Source organism: Hymenobacter chitinivorans DSM 11115 (assembly GCF_002797555.1).
GTDB classification, from domain to species: Bacteria; Bacteroidota; Bacteroidia; order Cytophagales; family Hymenobacteraceae; genus Hymenobacter; species Hymenobacter chitinivorans.
Map to the genome: position 1 here is coordinate 2,780,804 of NZ_PGFA01000001.1, position 18,750 is coordinate 2,799,553.

Consider the following 18,750-nt stretch of genomic DNA (forward strand, 5'->3'; position numbering starts at 1 on the left):
CAGCCTCGCGCACGAGGTCAGTTTCCAGACTGACGCTGGCAGAAAAAGCCCGGAACGACTGGATTTGCACCGAAAACAGCTACCTCCCATCTTAGCTGCAGCTCCAAACTCACTGCCTGCTCCAGAATAGCTCCCAAAACAAAACCGGCCGGCTCCTGGAAAAGGAACCGGCCGGTTGGCGTTGTGCGCGCGGGGAGATTCGAACTCCCACACCCGAAGGCACCACCCCCTCAAGATGGCGTGTCTACCAGTTTCACCACGTGCGCAGAGGGTAAAAAAAGCGGTACTCGCAGCAGCAACTCGGAAGCGGCTGACTTCGCTGAGGCGGCGAAGTGGGGACAAAAGTAGTTGGTTGACCCAAACGGCGCAAGTGGAAACAGGTTTTTTCTGCGAAAAAGGCGTGTCAAGCGGCCCTCACAGCCGCTGACGAACTAGTAATCAGGATACAAGGAGTCAAAAAAAATTTGCACGCTCTTTGCAAAGCGGCCCCGAACGGCTGAGCTTCGTAGCCGCGGTTCATTTGCGGTTCATGCCCGACAGCTGAACTTTAGCCCGGGCAACCGGGCGGGCCGCCACAGATCAGATTCTGCGGCCCTTTTTCCTCACCTCCTCACGCGCACTACTTTATGGATCAGACCCGGGAAGCGTTGGTAAAGCCAACGAGTAACACGGCTGCTTTCTTTGCTCACCTCGCCGAGCGCATCACCAAGTTTTCGGGCACCACCCTGGCCTTTTGCCTGGCCCTGGGGCTGGTGCTGCTCTGGGCCCTCACCGGGCCGCTGTTCCAGTACTCCGAGACCTGGCAGCTGGTCATCAACACGGGTACCACCATCATTACCTTCCTGATGGTATTTCTCATTCAGCGGGCCCAGAACAAGGATTCCCTGGTGCTGCACCTGAAACTCAACGAGCTGATTGCCGCCACCAAGGGCGCCAGCAACCGCCTGATCAACTCCCAGGACTTTACGGAGGACGAAATCAACATTCTGCACCAGTACTACTGCCTGCTGGCCGAAAAGGCCCAGAAGGAAAACGACCTGGGCCGAACCCACACGGTGGAAGAAGCCGAGGAAAACCACCAGGAAAAGGTGGAGGCCCACCACAGCAAGAAGGCCGTGGCCCACCACGGCTAGGGCACGAAAAAGCCCCGGTACCGCAACGGTACCGGGGCTTTTTGCTGAAGGCGGAGCCTCGTATTATTCGGCGCGGGCCAGGGGCGTATCCACCACGTGCTCGGACACGAACCAGACCTGCATTTCGTTGGCGCGCAACACTTCGCTGATCAACAAATCATTGGTGCCGTCGTCGCCGCTCTCATCCGCCTGCTGGGCAAAATCGTGACAGTTTTTGAGGATAATCTGGTGGGCTTCCAGCAGGCGCGAGACCTGAATGGGAGCCTCTTCCCGGTCACGGGGCGGGCGCGGGATGCTGGCTAGCTCGGCTACGTCGTGGGCCATAGCCACGGCCACGCCACCCAGAATCTGGATACGCTCGGCAATGGTATCCACCAGCACGCTCTGCTCCTCGTAGTGCTTATCGTAGAGCAGGTGCAGCTGGTAGAACGTGGGGCCTACCACCTGCCAATGGTGTTTCTTGTAGAGGTCGCGCAGGGTAATAGTATCAGCCAACATCTGGTTGAGGTTGGCTACGCTTTGCTCGCGGGTTTTTTCATCGAGCCCAATCGGCAGGCGCTGCGACACGGTACCGTACTTTTGCAGGGGCGCCGGGGCATGAAACTGCTGGTTGAGAATAGGCTGCACGCTGGGGCCGGCTTGGCCGTTGCCAGCGGCTTTGCCAGCAGCAACGCCATCGGCGGAGGCGGCAGATTTCTTGGGGGCCGCGGCCTTGGTGGCAGCGGGCTTCTTGGTGGTGTTGGTAGTAGCCATTAGTAGGTAGAGTAGCGGAAAAATGATTGGCCGCCGAGGCAGCCGCTGCAAGGCTTTACGAGTGCTGCCGCGCTAGGTTCGGGGTTTTGTTGCCGCTTCCAGGCTCAACCGTAGCTGCGGACCCAAATCCAGGCTTACCTTCAGCCCGGTATCCGGTTACTACAGCTCTTTATTTCTATGGCGTCGCACGTTCACCCCCACCCCCACCCCGAAGACCACCTGACCAGCTCGGCCATGCTGCAGGACATCGTCATTGGCCTCTCCGACGGGCTGACCGTGCCCTTTGCCCTGGCCGCGGGCCTGAGCGGGGCCGTGCAGTCGTCGGCGCTGGTGATTACGGCCGGGCTGGCCGAAATCGTGGCCGGCTCCATTGCCATGGGCCTGGGCGGCTACCTGGCCGGCCGCACCGAGGTAGACCACTACGCGGCCGAGCTGGCCCGCGAGTACCGGGAAGTGCGGGAAGTGCCCGAGGTGGAGCGGGCCGAAGTGCGCGACCTGCTGGCCGAAATCGGCTTGTCGGAAACCACCCGGGAGCTGGCCGTGCGGGAACTCACCGCCGACCCCGAGCAGTGGGTAAAGTTCATGATGAAGTACGAGCTGGGCCTGGAGAAGCCCGACCCGCGGCAGGCGCCCAAAAGCGCCGCCACCATCAGCCTGGCCTACGCCGCCGGGGGCCTCATCCCGCTGAGTGCCTACTTTTTTACGGCGACGCCCACCGAGGGCCTGCTGTGGTCGGCCGTTATTACCCTGGTCTGTTTGCTGCTGTTTGGCTACCTGAAAAGCCGGCTCACCGGGCAGCCGCCCCTCACCGGGGCCCTGAAGATGGCCGGCATCGGAGCATTGGCCGCCGGGGCGGCTTTTTTCGTGGCCCGGCAGTTTAGTGAGTAAATTAGCTTTCCGCCCTCGGCCGGCAGAATTTTAGTACGGCCGGGGCCGTTTTTTCGCCGGCGGCCGGCGGCTAGCCGTAGCACTATTCATTTCGGTCCCTAACCTTCCCTGCCATGGCCTTCCCTTTCTTCGGCGACGATAAATCGAAAATTGCGCAAATGCTGGCCACCCTGCCCCAGCAGGGCCGGGTGGAATGGATTGGTATCCGGCCGGTGCGCCGCGAGCCGCTGGTGAGTGTGCCCGAAGTGGAGGTGCTCACCGATGCCCGCCTGCAGGGCGACCATGCCCGGGTGAAAACCGGCGGCAAGCGGCAAGTGACGCTGGTGCAGCACGAGCACCTGATGGCCGTGGCGGGCTTTTTGGGTCAGCCGACGCCCGTAGACCCCGGCCGCCTACGCCGCAATCTGGTCGTCAGCGGCCTGAATTTGCTGGCCCTGAAAAACCGGCGGGTGCAGTTCGGGGAGGAAGTTATCCTCGAAATCACCGGCGAGTGCCACCCCTGCTCCCGCATGGAGGAAGAGCTGGGACCCGGCGGCTATAACGCCATGCGGGGCCACGGCGGCCTCACGGCCCGCATCATCCGGGGCGGCCTACTACGCGTGGGCGACGCCGTGCTGGTGCTGCCCGCCGAAGCGCCGGCCGCCGACCAGTAAGCAAACGATTTACGGCTAACTGAATAAAAGCTGGCCCTAAGCAACGGCAAACCAACTTTTCGAATTTTCAAACGTTTTTACTTTTTGTTTGAAACAATAAATAGTCAGCTTACTTTTGTCGCATCATGACAGAAAAACGGGACGACAAGCGTAATCAGATTCTGCAGGCGGCGGCCCAATGCTTCAGCCGGTTCGGCTACGACAAAACCACCCTGCAGGACATCGGCGACGCGGCCCGGCTCAACAAGGCTTCGCTGTATTACTACTACAAAAACAAGGAAGACCTCTTCATTCAGGTGGTGCTGCGCGAGGCGGAGCGCTACCTGAGCGCCTTGCAAGAGCAGGTGCAGCCCCTGACCCGGGCCACCGACAAAATCCTAGCCTACCTCACCGGCCGCCTCGACTATTACCGGCTGGTGCTGAATCTGCACCAGCTCAGCATCGAGAGCCTGCAGCGCCTGGAGCCCATGTTCGACGACGTGTACCAGGCCGTGCGCGAGCAGGAGCTGGCCTTTCTCGGCGAGCTGCTGCGGGAGGGCGTCGCCGACCGGGAGTTTCTGAAGCTACAGCCCGAGCGCGCCGCCGACGCCCTGCTGGCCGTGGCCGACGGCCTGAAGCACGAGGCCGTGCAACGCTCCCGCACCCGCTTTGCCCACGAGGTAGACTACGGCCCGGTGCAGGAGAAAATGACCTACACCCTGACGCTGCTGCTCAACGGCCTGCGGAAGTAGATGGTAGTTGTTCGTTGTCAGTTGTTAGGACAGAAAACAAACAACTGACAACTGACAACTGACAACGAACAACTGACAACGAACAACTGACAACTGACAACTCCCTACTCCTCTCCGGTGGCTTGGGGGAAGTCGTTGCGGGACCATTCGCTCCAGGAGCCCACGTAGAGGCGGGGAATGGGCAGGCCGGCCTGGTCGAAGGCCAGCAGAGTGTGGCAGGCCGTGACGCCCGAGCCGCAGTGCACAATGACCTGCTCCGGGGTGCGGGCACTCAGTACCTGTTCGTATTTCTGGCGCAGCTCGGCCGCGGGCAAGTACCGCCCCGCTTCGTCAAGGTTGCCGGCGAAAGGCACGTTGACGGCCCCGGGAATGTGGCCGGCCACCAAGTCGATGGGCTCGGTTTCGCCGCGGTAGCGCGGGGCCTCGCGCACGTCGATAATCAGGGCCGAGCCGGTTTCGGAAGCTTCCCGGACTTTATCGGTGGGCGCCAGCGGCAGCTGCCAACCCGTGACCGGGTAGGGCGCCACGGGGTTGGCCTGCTCGGCAGCAGCGGTAGGTTCGAAGCCGGCGGCCAGGGCGGCGGGCAGGCCCCCATCCAGCACCTGCACGGCCGCGTGGCCGGCGCTGCGCAGCATCCACCAGGTGCGGGCCGCGGCGTTGGCCCCGCTTTTATCGTCGTACACCACCACGGGCGTCTCGGGCGTAATGCCCAGGCAGCCCAGCAGGTGGGCAAAGTCCTTGACCGGGGGCAGCGGATGCCGGCCGCCCTGGGCCGCATCGGCGGTGGGCCGGGCCAGGTCCTGCTCCAGATCCACGAACAGGGCACCGGGCAGGTGGGCCGCCTGGTAGCGGGCCCGGGCCTCGGGCCCCGAGCGGGCATCGAGCAGAACAAGAGTTTCGGAAGCCTGGCGCTGGCGGAGTTCGGGGGCAGAAATCAGGGGCTGCATGCGGGGAAAACGAGAGTGGGAAGAGCAGTAGCCGCGGAGCACGGCCGCGGGCCGGGGCACAAGATAGATGTTGCCGGCAATTCTACACTGCGCCTCGCTCGGCCTTTTTCCCGGCCTACCACCCGCCGGCGGACCAAACCGGCCACGGGGCTAAGCGCGGGCTTAGTCGGGCTGGGACGGCACCGACTCGGGCCGGGGCGTGGAGGCGCGGTGGGCCAGCTTGTACATCACGCTCAGCACCAGGTTATTTTTGGCCGACGTGCTCAGGGGCGTCAGCTGGCCCTGTTGCAGGCGGGGCTGGCTGTAGTTGGCCTGCCGGAGCCAGCCCAGCTGCAGGTTCAGGTGGGCGCTAAACTGGTAGCCCAGGCCGGCGTACACGCGGTTCCGCTCAAATACGGGCCCCTTAGGATTCAGGAAAATCTCGTCGTAGACCGATAGGAAGGCGGTGTGGTCGGTGATGGTGCGCTTGTTCAGGGGCAGAAAGGCGTTGAGCCGATAGCGCAGGCGCTGCCGAAACGCGGTGCTGTCCTCGGCCTTGTAGGTCAGCCAGCGTTGCTCTATCCGGTAGCGGTGCTCCAGCTTGAGGCGACTCAGAAACTGGTTGATGACCAGCTGCTGCCACAGGCGCTTTTCCACGTTGATGGGCCCCGGCGCGGCAAAGGTGCCGTAGCGCCCCCCACCCAGCAGCACGGTGAAGTTCTTGTCCAGATCGTAGCTCAGGCCGCCCTTGAGCTCGTTGTAGAAGTACTGCCGAAACAAACCATTGGAACGGGCCTGCACTTCCACGTAGCCCCCCCACTTTTTCTCCACGCTGCCCGGCAGCACGAGCGTGCCGATGTACCAGTTGCCCCAGGTACCGGGCGTTTGGGCACGGGCGGTGTGGTGGCTGACTAGGCCCCCGAGGGCCGCTACTACGCACAGGGCTTTGTTCATCGGGCAGGAGGTGGTTAAGCCGCGAAGGTAAGCCCCGAACCCGGAAACCCGCATACCGCGCCCCGGATTACCCAGATTGCCTCGCCCTACTGCCCGAGCCGGTCCACGTCGGTCAGCTCGCCTTTGTTGAGCATGATGCGCAGGTCGAGGTTGGTCAGCGGGAAGGACTCCTGGGCGTAGCGCTCCGGGAAGTTGAGCTGCTGGAGCGGGTGGGCGTCGTCGGTGACGTACTCATTGGCCACCAGCTCCACCCCGTTGCCCTGGGCGCCCACCACTTTCAGCAGGGAATACTGGGCGTGGCCGGTGCTGTCGGCGCTACGGATGGTGTAGACGTCGCCCACCTGGGGTGCGGCCACGTAGGCAGCAGTGTCGCGCTCATCCTGGTTGTTGGCCAGCAGGCCCCATCCGAGGCCGGCCCCCAGCACCGCCAGCCCCGACCACTGCCACCACGGGGCCCGGGTTTCCTTTTTCAGGCGGCGCAGCGCCTGCTGTACTTCCCCGGCCCCGGGGGGCAGCTCACTGGCTTCCCAGGCGCCGCCGCAGCGCGTGCACTGGGCCACGGCGGGCTTGGTGTAGGGCAGCAGCGGTATCCAGTACACGTGCAGGTAGCGGCTAAACACGCTCAGCCGCATAGCCCGGGGCGTGGTGCAGGCCGGACAAGCCAACTCGGGCTCAGCTCCCACCGTGCGCACGAGGGAGCCATTGGTACCGTAGATAATCATCAGGCGGGAAGAAGTGAAAGCAGGGGCAATTAACCGGCTGGCGGAAGCGCAAAGGTAACAGCGCACCGAGCTTTCCGGCGCCTAACTCGCCAGCCGCGCTGCCAGTCAGCACCGGCGGTGGCCACCTGGTTCTTTGGATTGTATAGCAACCCGTTTGAATCGTTTTTTTATTCCACCCCGGCCGGCCTGACCTTTACCCAAGCAATATGATACTCCGTAAGCCCTTGTACCATTGAGCAATAACACAACGCTATGAGCTACCAAGAACAACCGCTGCCCGCGCCGCAGGGCGCTACGCAAGCCCCGGCCGCCAATTTCACCGGCCTTGCCTGGGTTAAAATGCTGGTCGGGGCCGGCAACCCGACCGACTGCACCGTGGGCGAAGTAACCTTCGAGGCCGGGGCCCGCAACAACTGGCACTCCCACCCCAGCGGCCAGATTCTGGTCGTGACGGCCGGGGCGGGCTACTACCAGGAGCAGGGCCAGCCGGCCCGCCTGCTCCACCCCGGCGAGGCAGTGAGCATTGCCCCCGGCGTGGTGCACTGGCACGGGGCCACGGCCAGCAGCCGCTTTACCCACCTGGCCATCAACCCCGGCATTAGTCAGGGCGTGGCCACCTGGGGCGCCCCGGTTACCGAGGCCGAATACCAGGCCGCTCACGCATAAGCGGCCCTGGTGGCTTAATTACTGGGTTTACAGCCACTACTAAACTTCTTCTCATGCAAACCAAAGTACTTCCCCTCCTCATTCTCATGCTGGCGGCCGGCCTGCTGACGTTGCTGGCCAACGGCCGCGCCGCGGCGCAAGTCCCGTCGAGCGGTCAGCTGGTGCGGCTAGCCAAGCTCGAAATTCATCCGGCCGAATTGGAACGCTACCGAGCTGCCCTGAAAGAGGAAATCGAGAATTCTCTACGGCTGGAGCCCGGGGTGCTGACGCTCTACGCCGTAGCAGAAAAGGCTAACCCAACCCGAATTACCATTCTGGAAATATACGCCAGCCACGAGGCCTACCAAGCGCATCTGCTGACCCCGCATTTTCGGAAGTACAAGAACGGGACCCAGGCAATGGTGAAGTCCCTGGAGCTGGTCGAAACCGACCCTTTAGTGCCTGCCGTGCAGGTGAAGCAGTAGCAACATTCGCTCTCCGCCGGAGCCCCCGATTTTCCTACCCCGCTTTTGCCCAGTAGTACGCCCTACAGCATATGAAAACCCAACCCCGAAGCATTTTCGAGCGGGAGCTGGCCGGCGAGGTCATTTCCCTCGACGACCCGGAATACCCGCTGATTTACGCCATCATCCGCAAGGCCATCCGGCTTACCTCCGAGCTAAATGCCCTGACGGTGGAAAGCAACGAGCAAGTCAACCGCGTGTTCAGCGAGCTGATCAACAAGCCCGTGGACGAGACCTTCTTCTTTATTCCGCCCTTTTACACCGACTTCGGCCACAACATCCGCATTGGCCGCCACGTCTTCGTCAACCACGCCTGCACCTTCATGGACCGGGGCGGCATCACGCTGGAAGACAATGTGCTGGTAGGCCCCAAGGTGAACCTGATTACCACCAACCACCCCACCGAGCCCGGGCAGCGGCGCAGCACTATTTCTTTGCCCATCGTGCTCAAGCAAGGGGCTTGGCTCGGGGCCAACGTGACGGTGATGCCGGGCGTGACCATCGGCGAAAACGCCATTGTGGGGGCCGGGGCCGTTGTCACCAAAGACGTGGCGGCCAATACCATTGTGGCCGGCGTCCCGGCCCGGGTGGTCAAGCACTTATGATTGTCGGCATCCCGGCGGCTTCTTTTCACTTTTTATCCTTTCGCCATGAAGCGTATTGCACTGGCTGCGGCCACCCTGGCCGTGGGCTTGGGCCTGGCCAATTTTGCCCAGCCTACGTCCCAATCGTCGGCTCCACCCCAGGCCGCCCCGGCGGCCGGCTCCATCTTTCCGAAGGGGGAGCGGGGCCCGGCCCAGACTTTTACCGGCACGGTGTACGTCTACCCCCTGGTCCGAGACGAGCCGGCCTTTAACTGCGTGAGCAGTAGCGTCACGTTCGAGCCCGGAGCCCGCTCCCACTGGCATACCCACCCGGCCGGCCAGATTCTGATGGTCACGGCCGGGGTGGGCTACTACCAGGAAAAAGGCCAGCCCATCCGGCTCCTGCGGCAGGGCGACGTGGTGAAGGCCCAGCCCGGCGTAGACCATTGGCACGGCGCCTCGCCCCAGCAGAGCCTAACTCATATTGCCCTCAACGTCAACACCGAAAAGGGCGTGGTGAGCTGGGGCCGGGCCGTCACCGAGCAGGAATACAACAGCTATAAGTGGCGCGGCGGCAACAACCCGCACTGGGCGGGGCGCCATTTTCTTCCCGACGAAAATGAAACCCCAGCTCCCGGCAGCTGTTATAGGCTCTCACCAACGGCGCCGGCTGACCCAGGCGCCACGCTACCCGATGCCTGACGCCCGAATTGCCCCTTCCACCGCAACGTATCCGGCCGTCCACGACGTAGACCTGGTAACCATGCGGGAAGCCCGCTGCGGCATGGGCAACTTCAACCGCCACGACCTGTTCAAGGTGGTGCTGGTGATGGAAGGCGCCAACGAGCTGCACTACGCCACCCGCAGCTTCGTTATTGACCGGCCCGCGCTGGTGTTTACCAACCGCCTGATTCCCTACGCCTGGGAAACCATCGGGCAGGCCGAGCAGCAGGGCCACATCTGCTGCTTTTCCGAGGCCTTCCTGCACTCGGCCATGCGGGGCGTGAGCCTCAAAGACACGGTGCTCTACAAAGCCGACGGCAACCCAGTGTACTTTCTCGACGCCGAGCAGCTGCGCTACTTCACCGACGCCTTCACCCGCATGCGCCGCGACCTGGCCTCGGACTACGCCCACCGGGATGATTTGCTGCGCAACCAGCTCTCCATTATTATCCACGAAGCGGCCCGCCTGCAGCCGGCCTCGGCCCAGCACGCCCCGGCCAATGCCGCCGAGCGGATTACCTCCCTGTTTATGAACCTGCTGGAAGTGCAGTTTCCCGTGACGGCCCAGGGGCGGGAGCCGGTGCTCAAAAGCCCCGGCGACTACGCCGACCGCCTGGCCGTGCACGTCAACCACCTCAACGCCATGGTGCGGGAAGTAACCGGCAAACCGACCTCGGCCCACATCAACGAGCGGCTCGTAACCGAGGCCAAGCTGCTGCTGGCCCACACCGCCTGGAGCGTGAGTGACATTGCCTATAGCCTGGGCTTCGAGTACCCGACCTACTTCAACAGCTTCTTTAAAAAGCATACTGCCGCCACCCCGCTGACCTTCCGCCGCACGGCCGTCGTGGCCGTATAAGCCCGCTATGAAAAGACCCCACGTAATTTGCCACATGATGTCGTCGGTGGACGGCAAAATCCTGTCGAGCAACTGGCAGGACGACGATATCTACGACACCTTTGCCGGCTACTTCGAGCAGTACCACGCCACGTTTACCAGCCAGGCCTGGATGTGCGGGCGCATTACCATGGAGCGGGATTTTACGGGCGGCGTGCAGCCCGCCCCGCAGGCTCCACCCCAGCCCCTGGCCCGGGAGCCGTTTATCGGCAATAAAGACGCTACCTCCTTTGCCGTGGCCGTGGATGCCCGCGGCAAGCTGGGCTGGGACTCGAACGAAACCGGCGGCGACCATATCATCGAGGTGCTGACCGAGCAGGTAAGCGACGACTACCTCTACTACCTGCAGCAAAAGCAGATTTCCTACCTGTTTGCCGGAAAAACGGAAGTCGATTTTGCCGCCGTGCTGGAGCAGCTGGCCGCCCTGTTTCCCATCGAGACGCTGATGCTCGAAGGCGGCGGCCACCTCAACGGCTCCTTGCTCAACGCCGGCCTCATCGACGAGCTCAGCCTGCTCGTGCTGCCCCTGGCCGACGGCACGCCCAAGTCGCCCACCACCTTTGAAGTCAGCGAGTACCTGACCAAGGGCCCCGCCACCCGCCTGCGCCTCACCCAGGTACAGCCGCTCGACAACGACGTGGTGTGGCTCAAGTACCGCTTCGACCATTAAGTACGTTGCTTCGGGGTATAAATTACCTGCGAACAGTAGGCCGTCATGCTGAGCCTGTCGAAGCATCTCTCCCGCATTGGTAATCAAATTTTACCCTTGCAACGAAACAGTAGAGATGCTTCGACAGGCTCAGCATGACAGACGATTTTTTGCCTACTGCCCGCCGTCTTCCGCCGGCGGATTCTGTGAAATGTGTACTACTGCCTTCGCAAGGGCTATAAGCCAGTGCGGCGGGGAGTTCTACTTTTGCCATCAATTCCTCATTCTGCTCAACCAAACCTCCTCATGATCGAAACGAAAGCCTACGCGGCCCAAACGCCCGACACCGACCTCGCCCCCTGGACCTTCGAGCGCCGCGACGTCGGGCCGCACGACGTGCAGATCGAAATTGCCTTCTGCGGCGTGTGCCACTCCGATTTGCACCAGATCCGCAACGAATGGTTTCCCGGCATCTTCCCCATGGTGCCTGGTCACGAAATCGTGGGCCGCATCACCAAAGTCGGCGAGCATGTCAAGAAATTCGCCGCCGGTCAGCTCGCCGGCGTGGGCTGCATGGTCGACTCCTGCCAGGTGTGCTACAACTGCAAGGACGGCCTGGAGCAGTACTGCGTGGAAGGCAACACCCAGACTTACAACAACCTCGGCCGGGACGGGGTGCCGACCTACGGTGGCTACTCCAACACCATCGTGGTGCGCGAGGAGTTCGTGGTCAGCGTGTCCGACAAGCTCGACCTGGCCGCCGTGGCCCCGCTGCTCTGCGCCGGTATTACCACCTACTCGCCCCTGAAGTACTGGAACGTGGGCAAGGGCCATAAGCTGGCCGTGGTCGGCCTGGGCGGCCTGGGTCACATGGGCGTCAAGTTCGGCGTGGCCTTCGGGGCCGATGTGACCGTGCTCAGCACCTCGCCTTCCAAGGAGGCCGACGCCAAAGCCCTCGGCGCCCACCACTTCGTGGTGACTTCCGACGCGGAGCAGCTCAAGGCCGTGCAGGGCTCGTTCGACTATATCCTCGACACCGTGGCCGCCGACCACGACGTGCCCATGTACCTGTCGTTGCTCAAGACCAGCGGCACCCACATTCTGGTGGGCGCCCCGCCCAAGCCCCTGGAAATTCCGGCCTTCGCCCTGATTCCGGGCCGCAAGAGCGTGTCGGGCTCCACCATCGGCGGCATTGCCGAAACCCAGGAAATGCTGGACTTCTGCGCCGAGCATAACATCGTGTCCGACATCGAGCTGATTGACATTAAGGACATCAACCAGGCCTACGAGCGGATGGTGAAAGGCGACGTGCGCTACCGCTTCGTCATCGACATAGCCAGTCTGTAAGCTCGCAGCTTGCCAACAAAGCCGGCTCCCGGCCCTCCGGCCCGTTGCGTACGGGTGGGAAGCGGGAGCCGGCTTTGTTGCGTCCCGCCGATTCGGGCTGACGCCAGTGCCGGGGACGGGTAAACTTCGTACCACGCCAACCATTCGGGCCGGGCGTGGTTTGGGGCTAGTCGGGCTTTCGTACTTTGCCCCTGAGTTAGCCTTCCCCAGAGCATGTATTCGTTTTCCAGCAAGCCCCTTATTCCGGTTTATACGTCCGAGCACAACGGCCTTACCGGCGGCAAAGGCAGCCAGCCCTTCACCATCGTGCAGTCGGAAGGGGCGCTGGTGTACGAGGAGGATTTGCTGATTCCCCACCGCAAGGCCTATTACCTGCTCGTGTTTGTGCAGCAGAACCAGGGCCGGCACTGGGTGGACATGACTTCCTACGAGCGCAAAAACCGCACGCTCTACTTCACGGCTCCCCACCAGATTCTGGTGAAAGAAGCGCCCACGCCGTTCTGGGGCACCTACCTGACTTTCACCCCCGAGTTTCTGAGCTTGCAGCAGCACGCGGCCCTGCGGGAGCTGCCCCTGATTCAGAACCCCCACCACGGCCACGAACTGCTGCTCTCCGACGCCGACTGGGCCTTCGCCGAAGACCTGCTGGCCAAGCTGGCCGCCGAGTACCAGCGCCCCGGCGAGTGGCAGCACCGCATGCTCACGGCCTACCTGACGGTGCTGCTCACCTACCTGAGCCGGCTCTACACCGAGCAGTTTACCGGCGGCGAGCTGACGGCCGACCAGCTGCTGCTGCGCACCTACCGGGCCCGGATTGAGGAAAGCTTCCGCGAATTGCACGAGGTCAGCGCCTACGCCGAGCGGCTCCACATTTCGGCCGGGCACCTGAGCGAGGTCGTCAAGGCCCAGAGCGGGCGGCCGGCCAGCAAGCACATTCACGAGCGGCTGGTGCTCGAGGCCCGCCGCCTGCTGTTTTACACGTCCCTCTCGCTCAAGGAAATTGCCTTCGACCTGGGCTTTTCCGACGCTTCCTACTTCAACCGCTTCTTCAAGCGCGAAGTGGGCGTGACCCCGGCCGAGTACCGCAGCAGCATCCGCGAAATGTACCAGTAATACCGCGGAATGGGTGCCAGCCGCGCCCCGGCGGCCCGGTAGTTTTGTGCTGTTCATTCAGTACTCTATTTACCAGCCCCATGAAAACCGCTCTGATTACCGGCGCCAACAAAAGCATCGGCTTCGAAACCGCCCGCCAGCTGCTCCAGCTCGGCTACCACGTGTACCTGGGCAGCCGCGACCTGCAAAAAGGCCAGCAGGCCGCCGACCAACTGCAAGCCGAAGGCCACGCCGCGGTGACGGCCCTGCAAATTGACGTCACCGACCCCGCCTCCATTGCCGCTGCCCGCACCGAGCTGGGCCAGCACACCCGCGTCCTGGACGTACTCATCAACAACGCCGGCATCAGTGGGGGCATGCCCCAGCCGACCCTGACCACCGCCGTCAGCGTGGTGAAGGAGGTGTTCGAAACCAACGTGTTTGGGGTTATGGAAGTCACCCAGGCCTTTCTGGACTTGCTGCGCGAGTCGGCCGCGCCCCGCATCGTCAACGTCACCTCGGGCCTGGGCTCCCTGACCCTGCACACCGACCCGACCTGGAAGTATTACCCGGTAAAGGGCGCGGCCTACATGCCTTCAAAAGCGGCCCTGAACGCCTACACCATCATGCTGGCCTACGAGCTGCGCGACACCAGCTTCAAGGTCAACGCCGTGGACCCGGGCTACACCGCCACCGACTTCAACCACCACAGCGGCCCGGGCTCGGTGCCGGATGCTGCCGCCCGCGTGGTAAAGGCCGCCCTGCTGGGTCCCGACGGCCCCACCAGCCAGTTTTTCAGCGACGACAACGCCCCCGAAACCGGCATCAGCCCCTGGTAAAACCGCCCAGTGCATGTGACTAAGGAAATGCCCGGGCCGGCCGGGCATTTCTGCTTGTACACCCTTCCTCCGTAACCCAAGCAATGAACAACATCCAACTCCCGCCAAAAAACCCGGCCGGCGGCACCGGCCGGCTCCGTGCGGCCCACGTCGGCCTGCGCACCCCCGACTACGCGGCCACCCTGCGCTGGTACACCCAGAAGCTGGGCTTTCGAATTCTCAAGGAGTGGACCGTGGGGGCGCTGCAGCTGGCCTTTCTGGCCCCGGCTAACGACGACCGGTTCTGGCTCGAAATCATTCACGACCCCGCGGCTGGCCCCGGCTCCGGCCCGCCCCTGGTAGCGGGCTTTCAGCATCTTTGCTTCGAAGTTGACCACCTGGATGAAACCCTGGCCGAGCTGCGGGCCCGGGCAGTGCGCGTCATCCGGGAGCCGTTCAGCGTGCCGGCCATCGGCAAGCGCTGCGGGTTTGTGGCCGATTTGCACGGCAACGTGCTGGAGCTGGCCGAGAGTATCTGAGCTGGCCCGGGACGCACTTCCCGCCGCCGGACGCGGAATTAGCCGGCTTCCCTGCCTAACTTGCGGGCTGTGCTGCTACTACGACCCGTCTACTTCCTGCTTCTGCTGCTCTGGAGCTCGGCTCAGCCCCTGGCCTGCGCCCAGAGCTCCAAGCCCGCCGCCGCGCCCGACAGCCTCAAGCCCGGCGCGGCCCCGCTGCCCTGGCTCGATTCCCTGCTGACCACCGCCCCGGCCCTGCGCCAGCACCAGGTGGGCCTGAGCATCACCGACGCCACCACGGGGGAAGTAGTGTACGGCCTCAACGAGGCCCGCTACTTTACCCCGGCCAGCGTGATGAAGCTCTTTAGCTTCTACACCGGCCTGCAATTGCTCGGCGACTCCCTGCCCAGCCTGCGCTACTTCAGCCGCCACGATACGCTGTTTTTCCAGGGCACCGGCGACCCGACCTTCCTGCACGGCGACGTGCCCTCGCGCCGGGCCTACGCCTTTCTGGCCCGCCGGCCCGAGCATATGTTGGCCTACTGCGACATTGCCACCCCGCCGCCCTACGGCCCCAGCTGGGCCTGGGACGACTTCAACTACTACTTTCAGCCCGAGCGCACGGCCTTTCCGTTGTACGGCAACACCGTGCGCTTCTACGCCAGTGCCCCGGCGCCGGCCCGCGGCAAAGTACCCGCCCGGCCCCAACGGGTGCGGGTGCTGCCCCGCCCCTTTGCCCCGCTCACCGGCCCCGCCACCGCCGACGAGTGGGCGGGTCACAACCCCGACCAGCACGTGGGCCGGGCCCAGCTCGATAACCGCTTTACCTACTTCCCGGCCCCCAAAAAGTGGGTGGATGAGGTGCCCTACCGCACCAGCCGCACCCTGCTGCTGCGCCTGCTCGGCGACACCCTGCGCCGGGCCGTGGTGCACACTGCCTGGCACCCCCGCCCCCAGGACTCCATCCGGACCCTGCCGGGCCTGCCCGTGGACTCGCTCTACCGCCGCATGCTGCGGGTGAGCGACAATTTCCTGGCCGAGCAGCTGCTGCTCATGTGCGCCACCCAGCTGGGGCCGCCCCGGGACTCGCTCAGCAGCTGGCGCGTGATTCGCCACGCCCGGCGCACCTACTTCCAGACCCTGCCCGACAAGCTGCCCTGGGTGGATGGCTCGGGCCTGTCCCGCCTCAACCTGGTCACGCCCCGCTCCCTGAGTGCCCTGCTGGTCTTGCTGCACCAGCAGGTACCCGAGCCCCGCCTGCTGAACCTGCTGGCCGGGGGCGGCGGCCAGGGCACCCTGCACTACCGCTACAAGGACGCCCAGGGCCCCTGGTTCTGGGGCAAGACCGGCACGCTGACCCACACCTGCAATCTGGCCGGCTACGTGCGCACCCGCAGCGGCCGCCTGCTGGCCGTCACGTTCCTTAACAACGGCATCCCCGGCGACGACCAGCCCACCCGCAACGAGATGCAGCGCATCCTGGGCCAGGTGCGGCAGCGGCTGTAGGGGCCGGCCCTGCCTTCAGTAGCACTAGGCTTCTAACCCAAAAGAGGCGGCGGCTTATTTCTCCAGCCAAGCCACGCCGGGGCAAAAACCAAGCGGCTACCCTGTTCCGGGTAGCCGCTTGGTTTTTGCGCGTACGCAGGCAGGGCGACGGGGTGACCGGAGTGGCTTACCAGCCGCGCCGGGCTCTTGGGCCTTAGCGTTGCACCAGCACCCGCACGTGCTGGGAGTGAGTCCCCGCCTGCAGCCGGATGGTGTAGAGGCCGGCCGGCAAACCGGCGGCATCAAAGGTGGCCTGCTGAAGCCAGCCGACGTGGGCCGTACCGGCGGCTAAGGTGCGCACCAGCACCCCGCGTACGTCGTAGCAGGCCAGTTCGTACTGGCCCTCCTGCTCGGCCACAAATGCCACGGTGGCCTGGTCGGACACCACCGTGGGGTAGGCCGACAGCCGGACCACCGCCGCCACGGCAGTGGTAGTTGCAGGCGCCTCACCTTTGCCACCCGAGTGAATGACGATGGAGCCGCCGCCCAGTGGGGTGCAGGCTTCGCTGTTTTCATCCAGCTGGGCACTGCCGCAGCCGGCCTGGTTATCGTACACCGTAGCCCCCGCGCTACCATCCGCGTTGAGGACCCACAGCTTCAGGCGAATCTTGTCGGGGCTGGTGCGGCGCTTGGCTTGGCCGTCGGTAGCGGCTACCAGGAAGCCAAACTGCCGGGGGTCGGGGGTCAGCCGGGAGCCGCTGTACGTAGCCAGGGTGCCCACGCCGGTGTAGCTGGCTTTGTCGCCGGAAATAACCAGCCGGGCTGCCGTATTGGCGGCACTGGTGAAGACCAACACGCCGTCGAGGGTCAGCCGGGTGCTGCCCGTCACCGCAGTGGCGTTTTTGGCATACCTGGCCTGCAGCTCAACGCTGGCTTTGGTGGCCTGGCTCATATACTGGTAGCCGGCTACTTGCGGGGAATTCACCCAGCCGCCACCCGTTATAAAGCCCGCGTTGAGGTCGTAGACCGCTACGTACTGCACGCTGGTTTTCTGGGGGCAGCCGGCCCCGCCGCCGTACACCACGCTGACTTTATACACCCCCGCCGTGGCCGGCCAGGCGGGCACAACCCAGGCGGTGCCCTGCCCGGTGAAGGGCACGGGCTGCTCCCCCTCGATGCTCCACTGAAAGGAAGTGGCCCCGCTGTTGCTGTCCAGGGCCAGGGCCGAGTCGGAAGTGCCCACCGGCACGGTCAGGGCACCCAGAATGGCCTTGTCCGCCAGGACCGGGCACTGGCCCTGGCTATATTTAATGGTCAGGATTCTGGGGCTGGCCACGACCTCATTGCTAACGCCCGCCACCAGGACGTTGCCGTTCCGGTCCACGGCCAGCCTCCCGTTCCCGAATAAGCCATCCTTTTGGGTGGTCCACACCACCGCGCCATCGGCTGCCTTGTAGCGCAGGGTGACCAGGCTGCCCGCCCCCGACGTGATTTTGCTGCTGAGGCAGACCACGTACACTCCACCGGCAGCATCTACCCCGAGATCCGCACCATAGTCGGGGCCGTTATCGGGGCTGTTATACGTACTGACCCAGCTTTGCGCCCCCGTTGCGGCATCGTAGCGCACCGTCGCGCAGTCGCTAGCCGTCGTCCAGTGGCTGCTGCCGGTCACGTAGACGCCGCCGGCATTGTCCACGGCAATGCCCACGGGCCGGTCGGTATCGCCGCCCCCGGGGCTGTCGTATCTGCTGACCCAGCTTTGGACGCCGGTTGCGGCCTCGTAGCGCACCGTATTATAGCCTCCTCCCAGGGCGCCCTCGTAGAGGATACCCGTCATGTAGACGCCGCCGGTATTGTCCACCGCCAGGGCGGCGGCGGAGGAAAAGGTGCGGGATGCACCGAATCCGCGGGACCAACGCTGAGCGCCCGTGGCCGCGTCGTAACAAACCGTACTGGGATGACTCCCGATGCTGATGCTGGAACCGGCAATTTCGTTGGTAGTACCCGTCACGTAGACGCTGCCGGCGTTGTCCACGGCAATATCCACGGCTGAGGCCCGAAAGCCGCCGGTCCGGCCACCGCCCCAGGTTTCGACCCCGGTGGCGGCCTCATAGCGCACCGTCGCGTAGTCGGTTGTCCGCCCCCGGATGCTGGTGCCCGTGACGTACACGCCCCCGCTCTTATCCACGGCGAGAGCAGTAGCATAATCGCCGCCGCTGCTTTCGCCGGGTAGGCCGTGGTACAGGCGGACCCAGCTCTGGGCACCCGTGGCGGCATCGTAGCGCACCGTCAGGAAGCTACGCAGGCCGGTAGTATAGTTGGTACCCACGACGTAGACGCCGCCGGTGTTGTCAACGGCAATGTCGGCGGCCGCGCCCTGGTTGTACTCCCTTAGCCACAGCTGCTGGCCGGCCGGCGAGTACTTTATTGTCACCACCTTAAATGAGTTTGGGGTAGCACCCTCCACTGTGCCGGCCACGTAGCTGTTGCCGGCATTGTCTACCGCCACCACAACCCTGGAATTCGTGTTTCCGGGACCCTCGTAGGGAGCCGCCCACTGCTCGGTAACCTGCTGGGCCCGCAGTGGCAAGGCGACGCATAAGCAGCACAGCAGGCACCAGGCGCCGGCAGTGCGGGAAACTAAGCGGGAGTAATGATTATACCACATGAATAGAAGAAAAAAGGGAAATGTTCAGGCATAGTCAGC

General features: G+C 63.9%; 20 protein-coding genes and 1 tRNA gene. 15 read left to right on the forward strand and 6 right to left on the reverse strand.

The window, feature by feature from the left end; all coding sequences use genetic code 11:
• Positions 1–184: 184 nt before the first annotated feature.
• A tRNA-Leu gene (locus tag CLV45_RS11715) sits at positions 185–266 on the reverse strand.
• Between the two features lie 360 nt (positions 267–626).
• Here CLV45_RS11715 and CLV45_RS11720 point away from each other — a divergent pair.
• Positions 627–1,133 (forward strand): low affinity iron permease family protein, encoded by a 507-nt coding sequence (locus tag CLV45_RS11720; RefSeq protein WP_100336534.1) that lies wholly within the window; start codon positions 627–629, stop codon positions 1,131–1,133.
• A gap of 63 nt (positions 1,134–1,196) precedes the next feature.
• Here the strand turns inward: CLV45_RS11720 and CLV45_RS11725 are convergent, their stop codons facing one another.
• On the reverse strand, positions 1,197–1,886 hold the full coding sequence (locus CLV45_RS11725) for a Dps family protein (RefSeq protein ID WP_100336535.1): 690 nt from the start codon (positions 1,884–1,886) through the stop codon (positions 1,197–1,199).
• Positions 1,887–2,063: 177 nt separating this feature from the next.
• On the opposite strand from CLV45_RS11725, the gene CLV45_RS11730 reads away from it, so the two are divergent.
• The 3 genes from CLV45_RS11730 to CLV45_RS11740 all read left to right on the forward strand — a co-directional run bounded on the left by CLV45_RS11730 (position 2,064) and on the right by CLV45_RS11740 (position 4,158).
• On the forward strand, positions 2,064–2,774 hold the full coding sequence (locus tag CLV45_RS11730; RefSeq protein ID WP_100336536.1) for a VIT1/CCC1 transporter family protein: 711 nt from the start codon (positions 2,064–2,066) through the stop codon (positions 2,772–2,774).
• Between the two features lie 113 nt (positions 2,775–2,887).
• Positions 2,888–3,427 (forward strand): MOSC domain-containing protein, encoded by a 540-nt coding sequence (locus CLV45_RS11735; protein WP_100336537.1) that lies wholly within the window; start codon positions 2,888–2,890, stop codon positions 3,425–3,427.
• A gap of 125 nt (positions 3,428–3,552) precedes the next feature.
• The gene (locus CLV45_RS11740) at positions 3,553–4,158 is read left to right on the forward strand and encodes a TetR/AcrR family transcriptional regulator (protein ID WP_100336538.1); all 606 of its coding nucleotides are present in this window, start codon (positions 3,553–3,555) and stop codon (positions 4,156–4,158) included.
• A 104-nt stretch (positions 4,159–4,262) separates the two neighbouring features.
• On the opposite strand, the gene CLV45_RS11745 is transcribed toward CLV45_RS11740, so the two are convergent.
• The 3 genes from CLV45_RS11745 to CLV45_RS11755 all read right to left on the reverse strand — a co-directional run bounded on the left by CLV45_RS11745 (position 4,263) and on the right by CLV45_RS11755 (position 6,760).
• Positions 4,263–5,105 (reverse strand): sulfurtransferase, encoded by an 843-nt coding sequence (locus CLV45_RS11745; RefSeq protein ID WP_100336539.1) that lies wholly within the window; start codon positions 5,103–5,105, stop codon positions 4,263–4,265.
• Positions 5,106–5,267: 162 nt separating this feature from the next.
• Positions 5,268–6,038 (reverse strand): DUF2490 domain-containing protein, encoded by a 771-nt coding sequence (locus tag CLV45_RS11750; protein ID WP_100336540.1) that lies wholly within the window; start codon positions 6,036–6,038, stop codon positions 5,268–5,270.
• An 86-nt stretch (positions 6,039–6,124) separates the two neighbouring features.
• Entirely contained in the window at positions 6,125–6,760 is a 636-nt protein-coding gene (locus CLV45_RS11755) for a hypothetical protein (RefSeq protein WP_100336541.1), read from the reverse strand.
• Between the two features lie 252 nt (positions 6,761–7,012).
• On the opposite strand from CLV45_RS11755, the gene CLV45_RS11760 reads away from it, so the two are divergent.
• From CLV45_RS11760 to CLV45_RS11810, 11 genes are all read left to right on the forward strand, one after another.
• Positions 7,013–7,426, forward strand: a complete 414-nt coding sequence (locus CLV45_RS11760; protein WP_100336542.1) for a cupin domain-containing protein — start codon at positions 7,013–7,015, stop codon at positions 7,424–7,426.
• Between the two features lie 53 nt (positions 7,427–7,479).
• Complete coding sequence (locus CLV45_RS11765; protein WP_100336543.1) at positions 7,480–7,890, forward strand: putative quinol monooxygenase; 411 nt, start codon at positions 7,480–7,482, stop codon at positions 7,888–7,890.
• Between the two features lie 71 nt (positions 7,891–7,961).
• Positions 7,962–8,534, forward strand: coding sequence for a sugar O-acetyltransferase (locus CLV45_RS11770; protein WP_100336544.1), 573 nt, complete (start codon positions 7,962–7,964; stop codon positions 8,532–8,534).
• A gap of 45 nt (positions 8,535–8,579) precedes the next feature.
• Positions 8,580–9,215: a (R)-mandelonitrile lyase gene (locus CLV45_RS11775; protein WP_100336545.1), complete on the forward strand. Its 636-nt coding sequence runs from the start codon at positions 8,580–8,582 to the stop codon at positions 9,213–9,215.
• On the forward strand, positions 9,208–10,095 hold the full coding sequence (locus CLV45_RS11780; RefSeq protein WP_157807431.1) for a helix-turn-helix domain-containing protein: 888 nt from the start codon (positions 9,208–9,210) through the stop codon (positions 10,093–10,095). The genes CLV45_RS11775 and CLV45_RS11780 overlap by 8 nt, the downstream gene beginning before the upstream one ends.
• Before the next feature lie 7 nt (positions 10,096–10,102).
• Positions 10,103–10,804, forward strand: coding sequence for a RibD family protein (locus CLV45_RS11785; RefSeq protein ID WP_100336547.1), 702 nt, complete (start codon positions 10,103–10,105; stop codon positions 10,802–10,804).
• A gap of 285 nt (positions 10,805–11,089) precedes the next feature.
• Complete coding sequence (locus tag CLV45_RS11790) at positions 11,090–12,130, forward strand: NAD(P)-dependent alcohol dehydrogenase (RefSeq protein WP_100336548.1); 1,041 nt, start codon at positions 11,090–11,092, stop codon at positions 12,128–12,130.
• Between the two features lie 213 nt (positions 12,131–12,343).
• On the forward strand, positions 12,344–13,243 hold the full coding sequence (locus CLV45_RS11795; protein ID WP_100336549.1) for a helix-turn-helix domain-containing protein: 900 nt from the start codon (positions 12,344–12,346) through the stop codon (positions 13,241–13,243).
• An 80-nt stretch (positions 13,244–13,323) separates the two neighbouring features.
• On the forward strand, positions 13,324–14,061 hold the full coding sequence (locus tag CLV45_RS11800) for an SDR family oxidoreductase (RefSeq protein WP_100336550.1): 738 nt from the start codon (positions 13,324–13,326) through the stop codon (positions 14,059–14,061).
• Between the two features lie 83 nt (positions 14,062–14,144).
• On the forward strand, positions 14,145–14,579 hold the full coding sequence (locus CLV45_RS11805; RefSeq protein ID WP_100336551.1) for a VOC family protein: 435 nt from the start codon (positions 14,145–14,147) through the stop codon (positions 14,577–14,579).
• Between the two features lie 69 nt (positions 14,580–14,648).
• The gene (locus tag CLV45_RS11810) at positions 14,649–16,064 is read left to right on the forward strand and encodes a D-alanyl-D-alanine carboxypeptidase (protein ID WP_157807432.1); all 1,416 of its coding nucleotides are present in this window, start codon (positions 14,649–14,651) and stop codon (positions 16,062–16,064) included.
• A 193-nt stretch (positions 16,065–16,257) separates the two neighbouring features.
• On the opposite strand, the gene CLV45_RS11815 is transcribed toward CLV45_RS11810, so the two are convergent.
• Positions 16,258–18,711 (reverse strand): SBBP repeat-containing protein, encoded by a 2,454-nt coding sequence (locus CLV45_RS11815; RefSeq protein ID WP_157807433.1) that lies wholly within the window; start codon positions 18,709–18,711, stop codon positions 16,258–16,260.
• Positions 18,712–18,750: the final 39 nt, after the last annotated feature.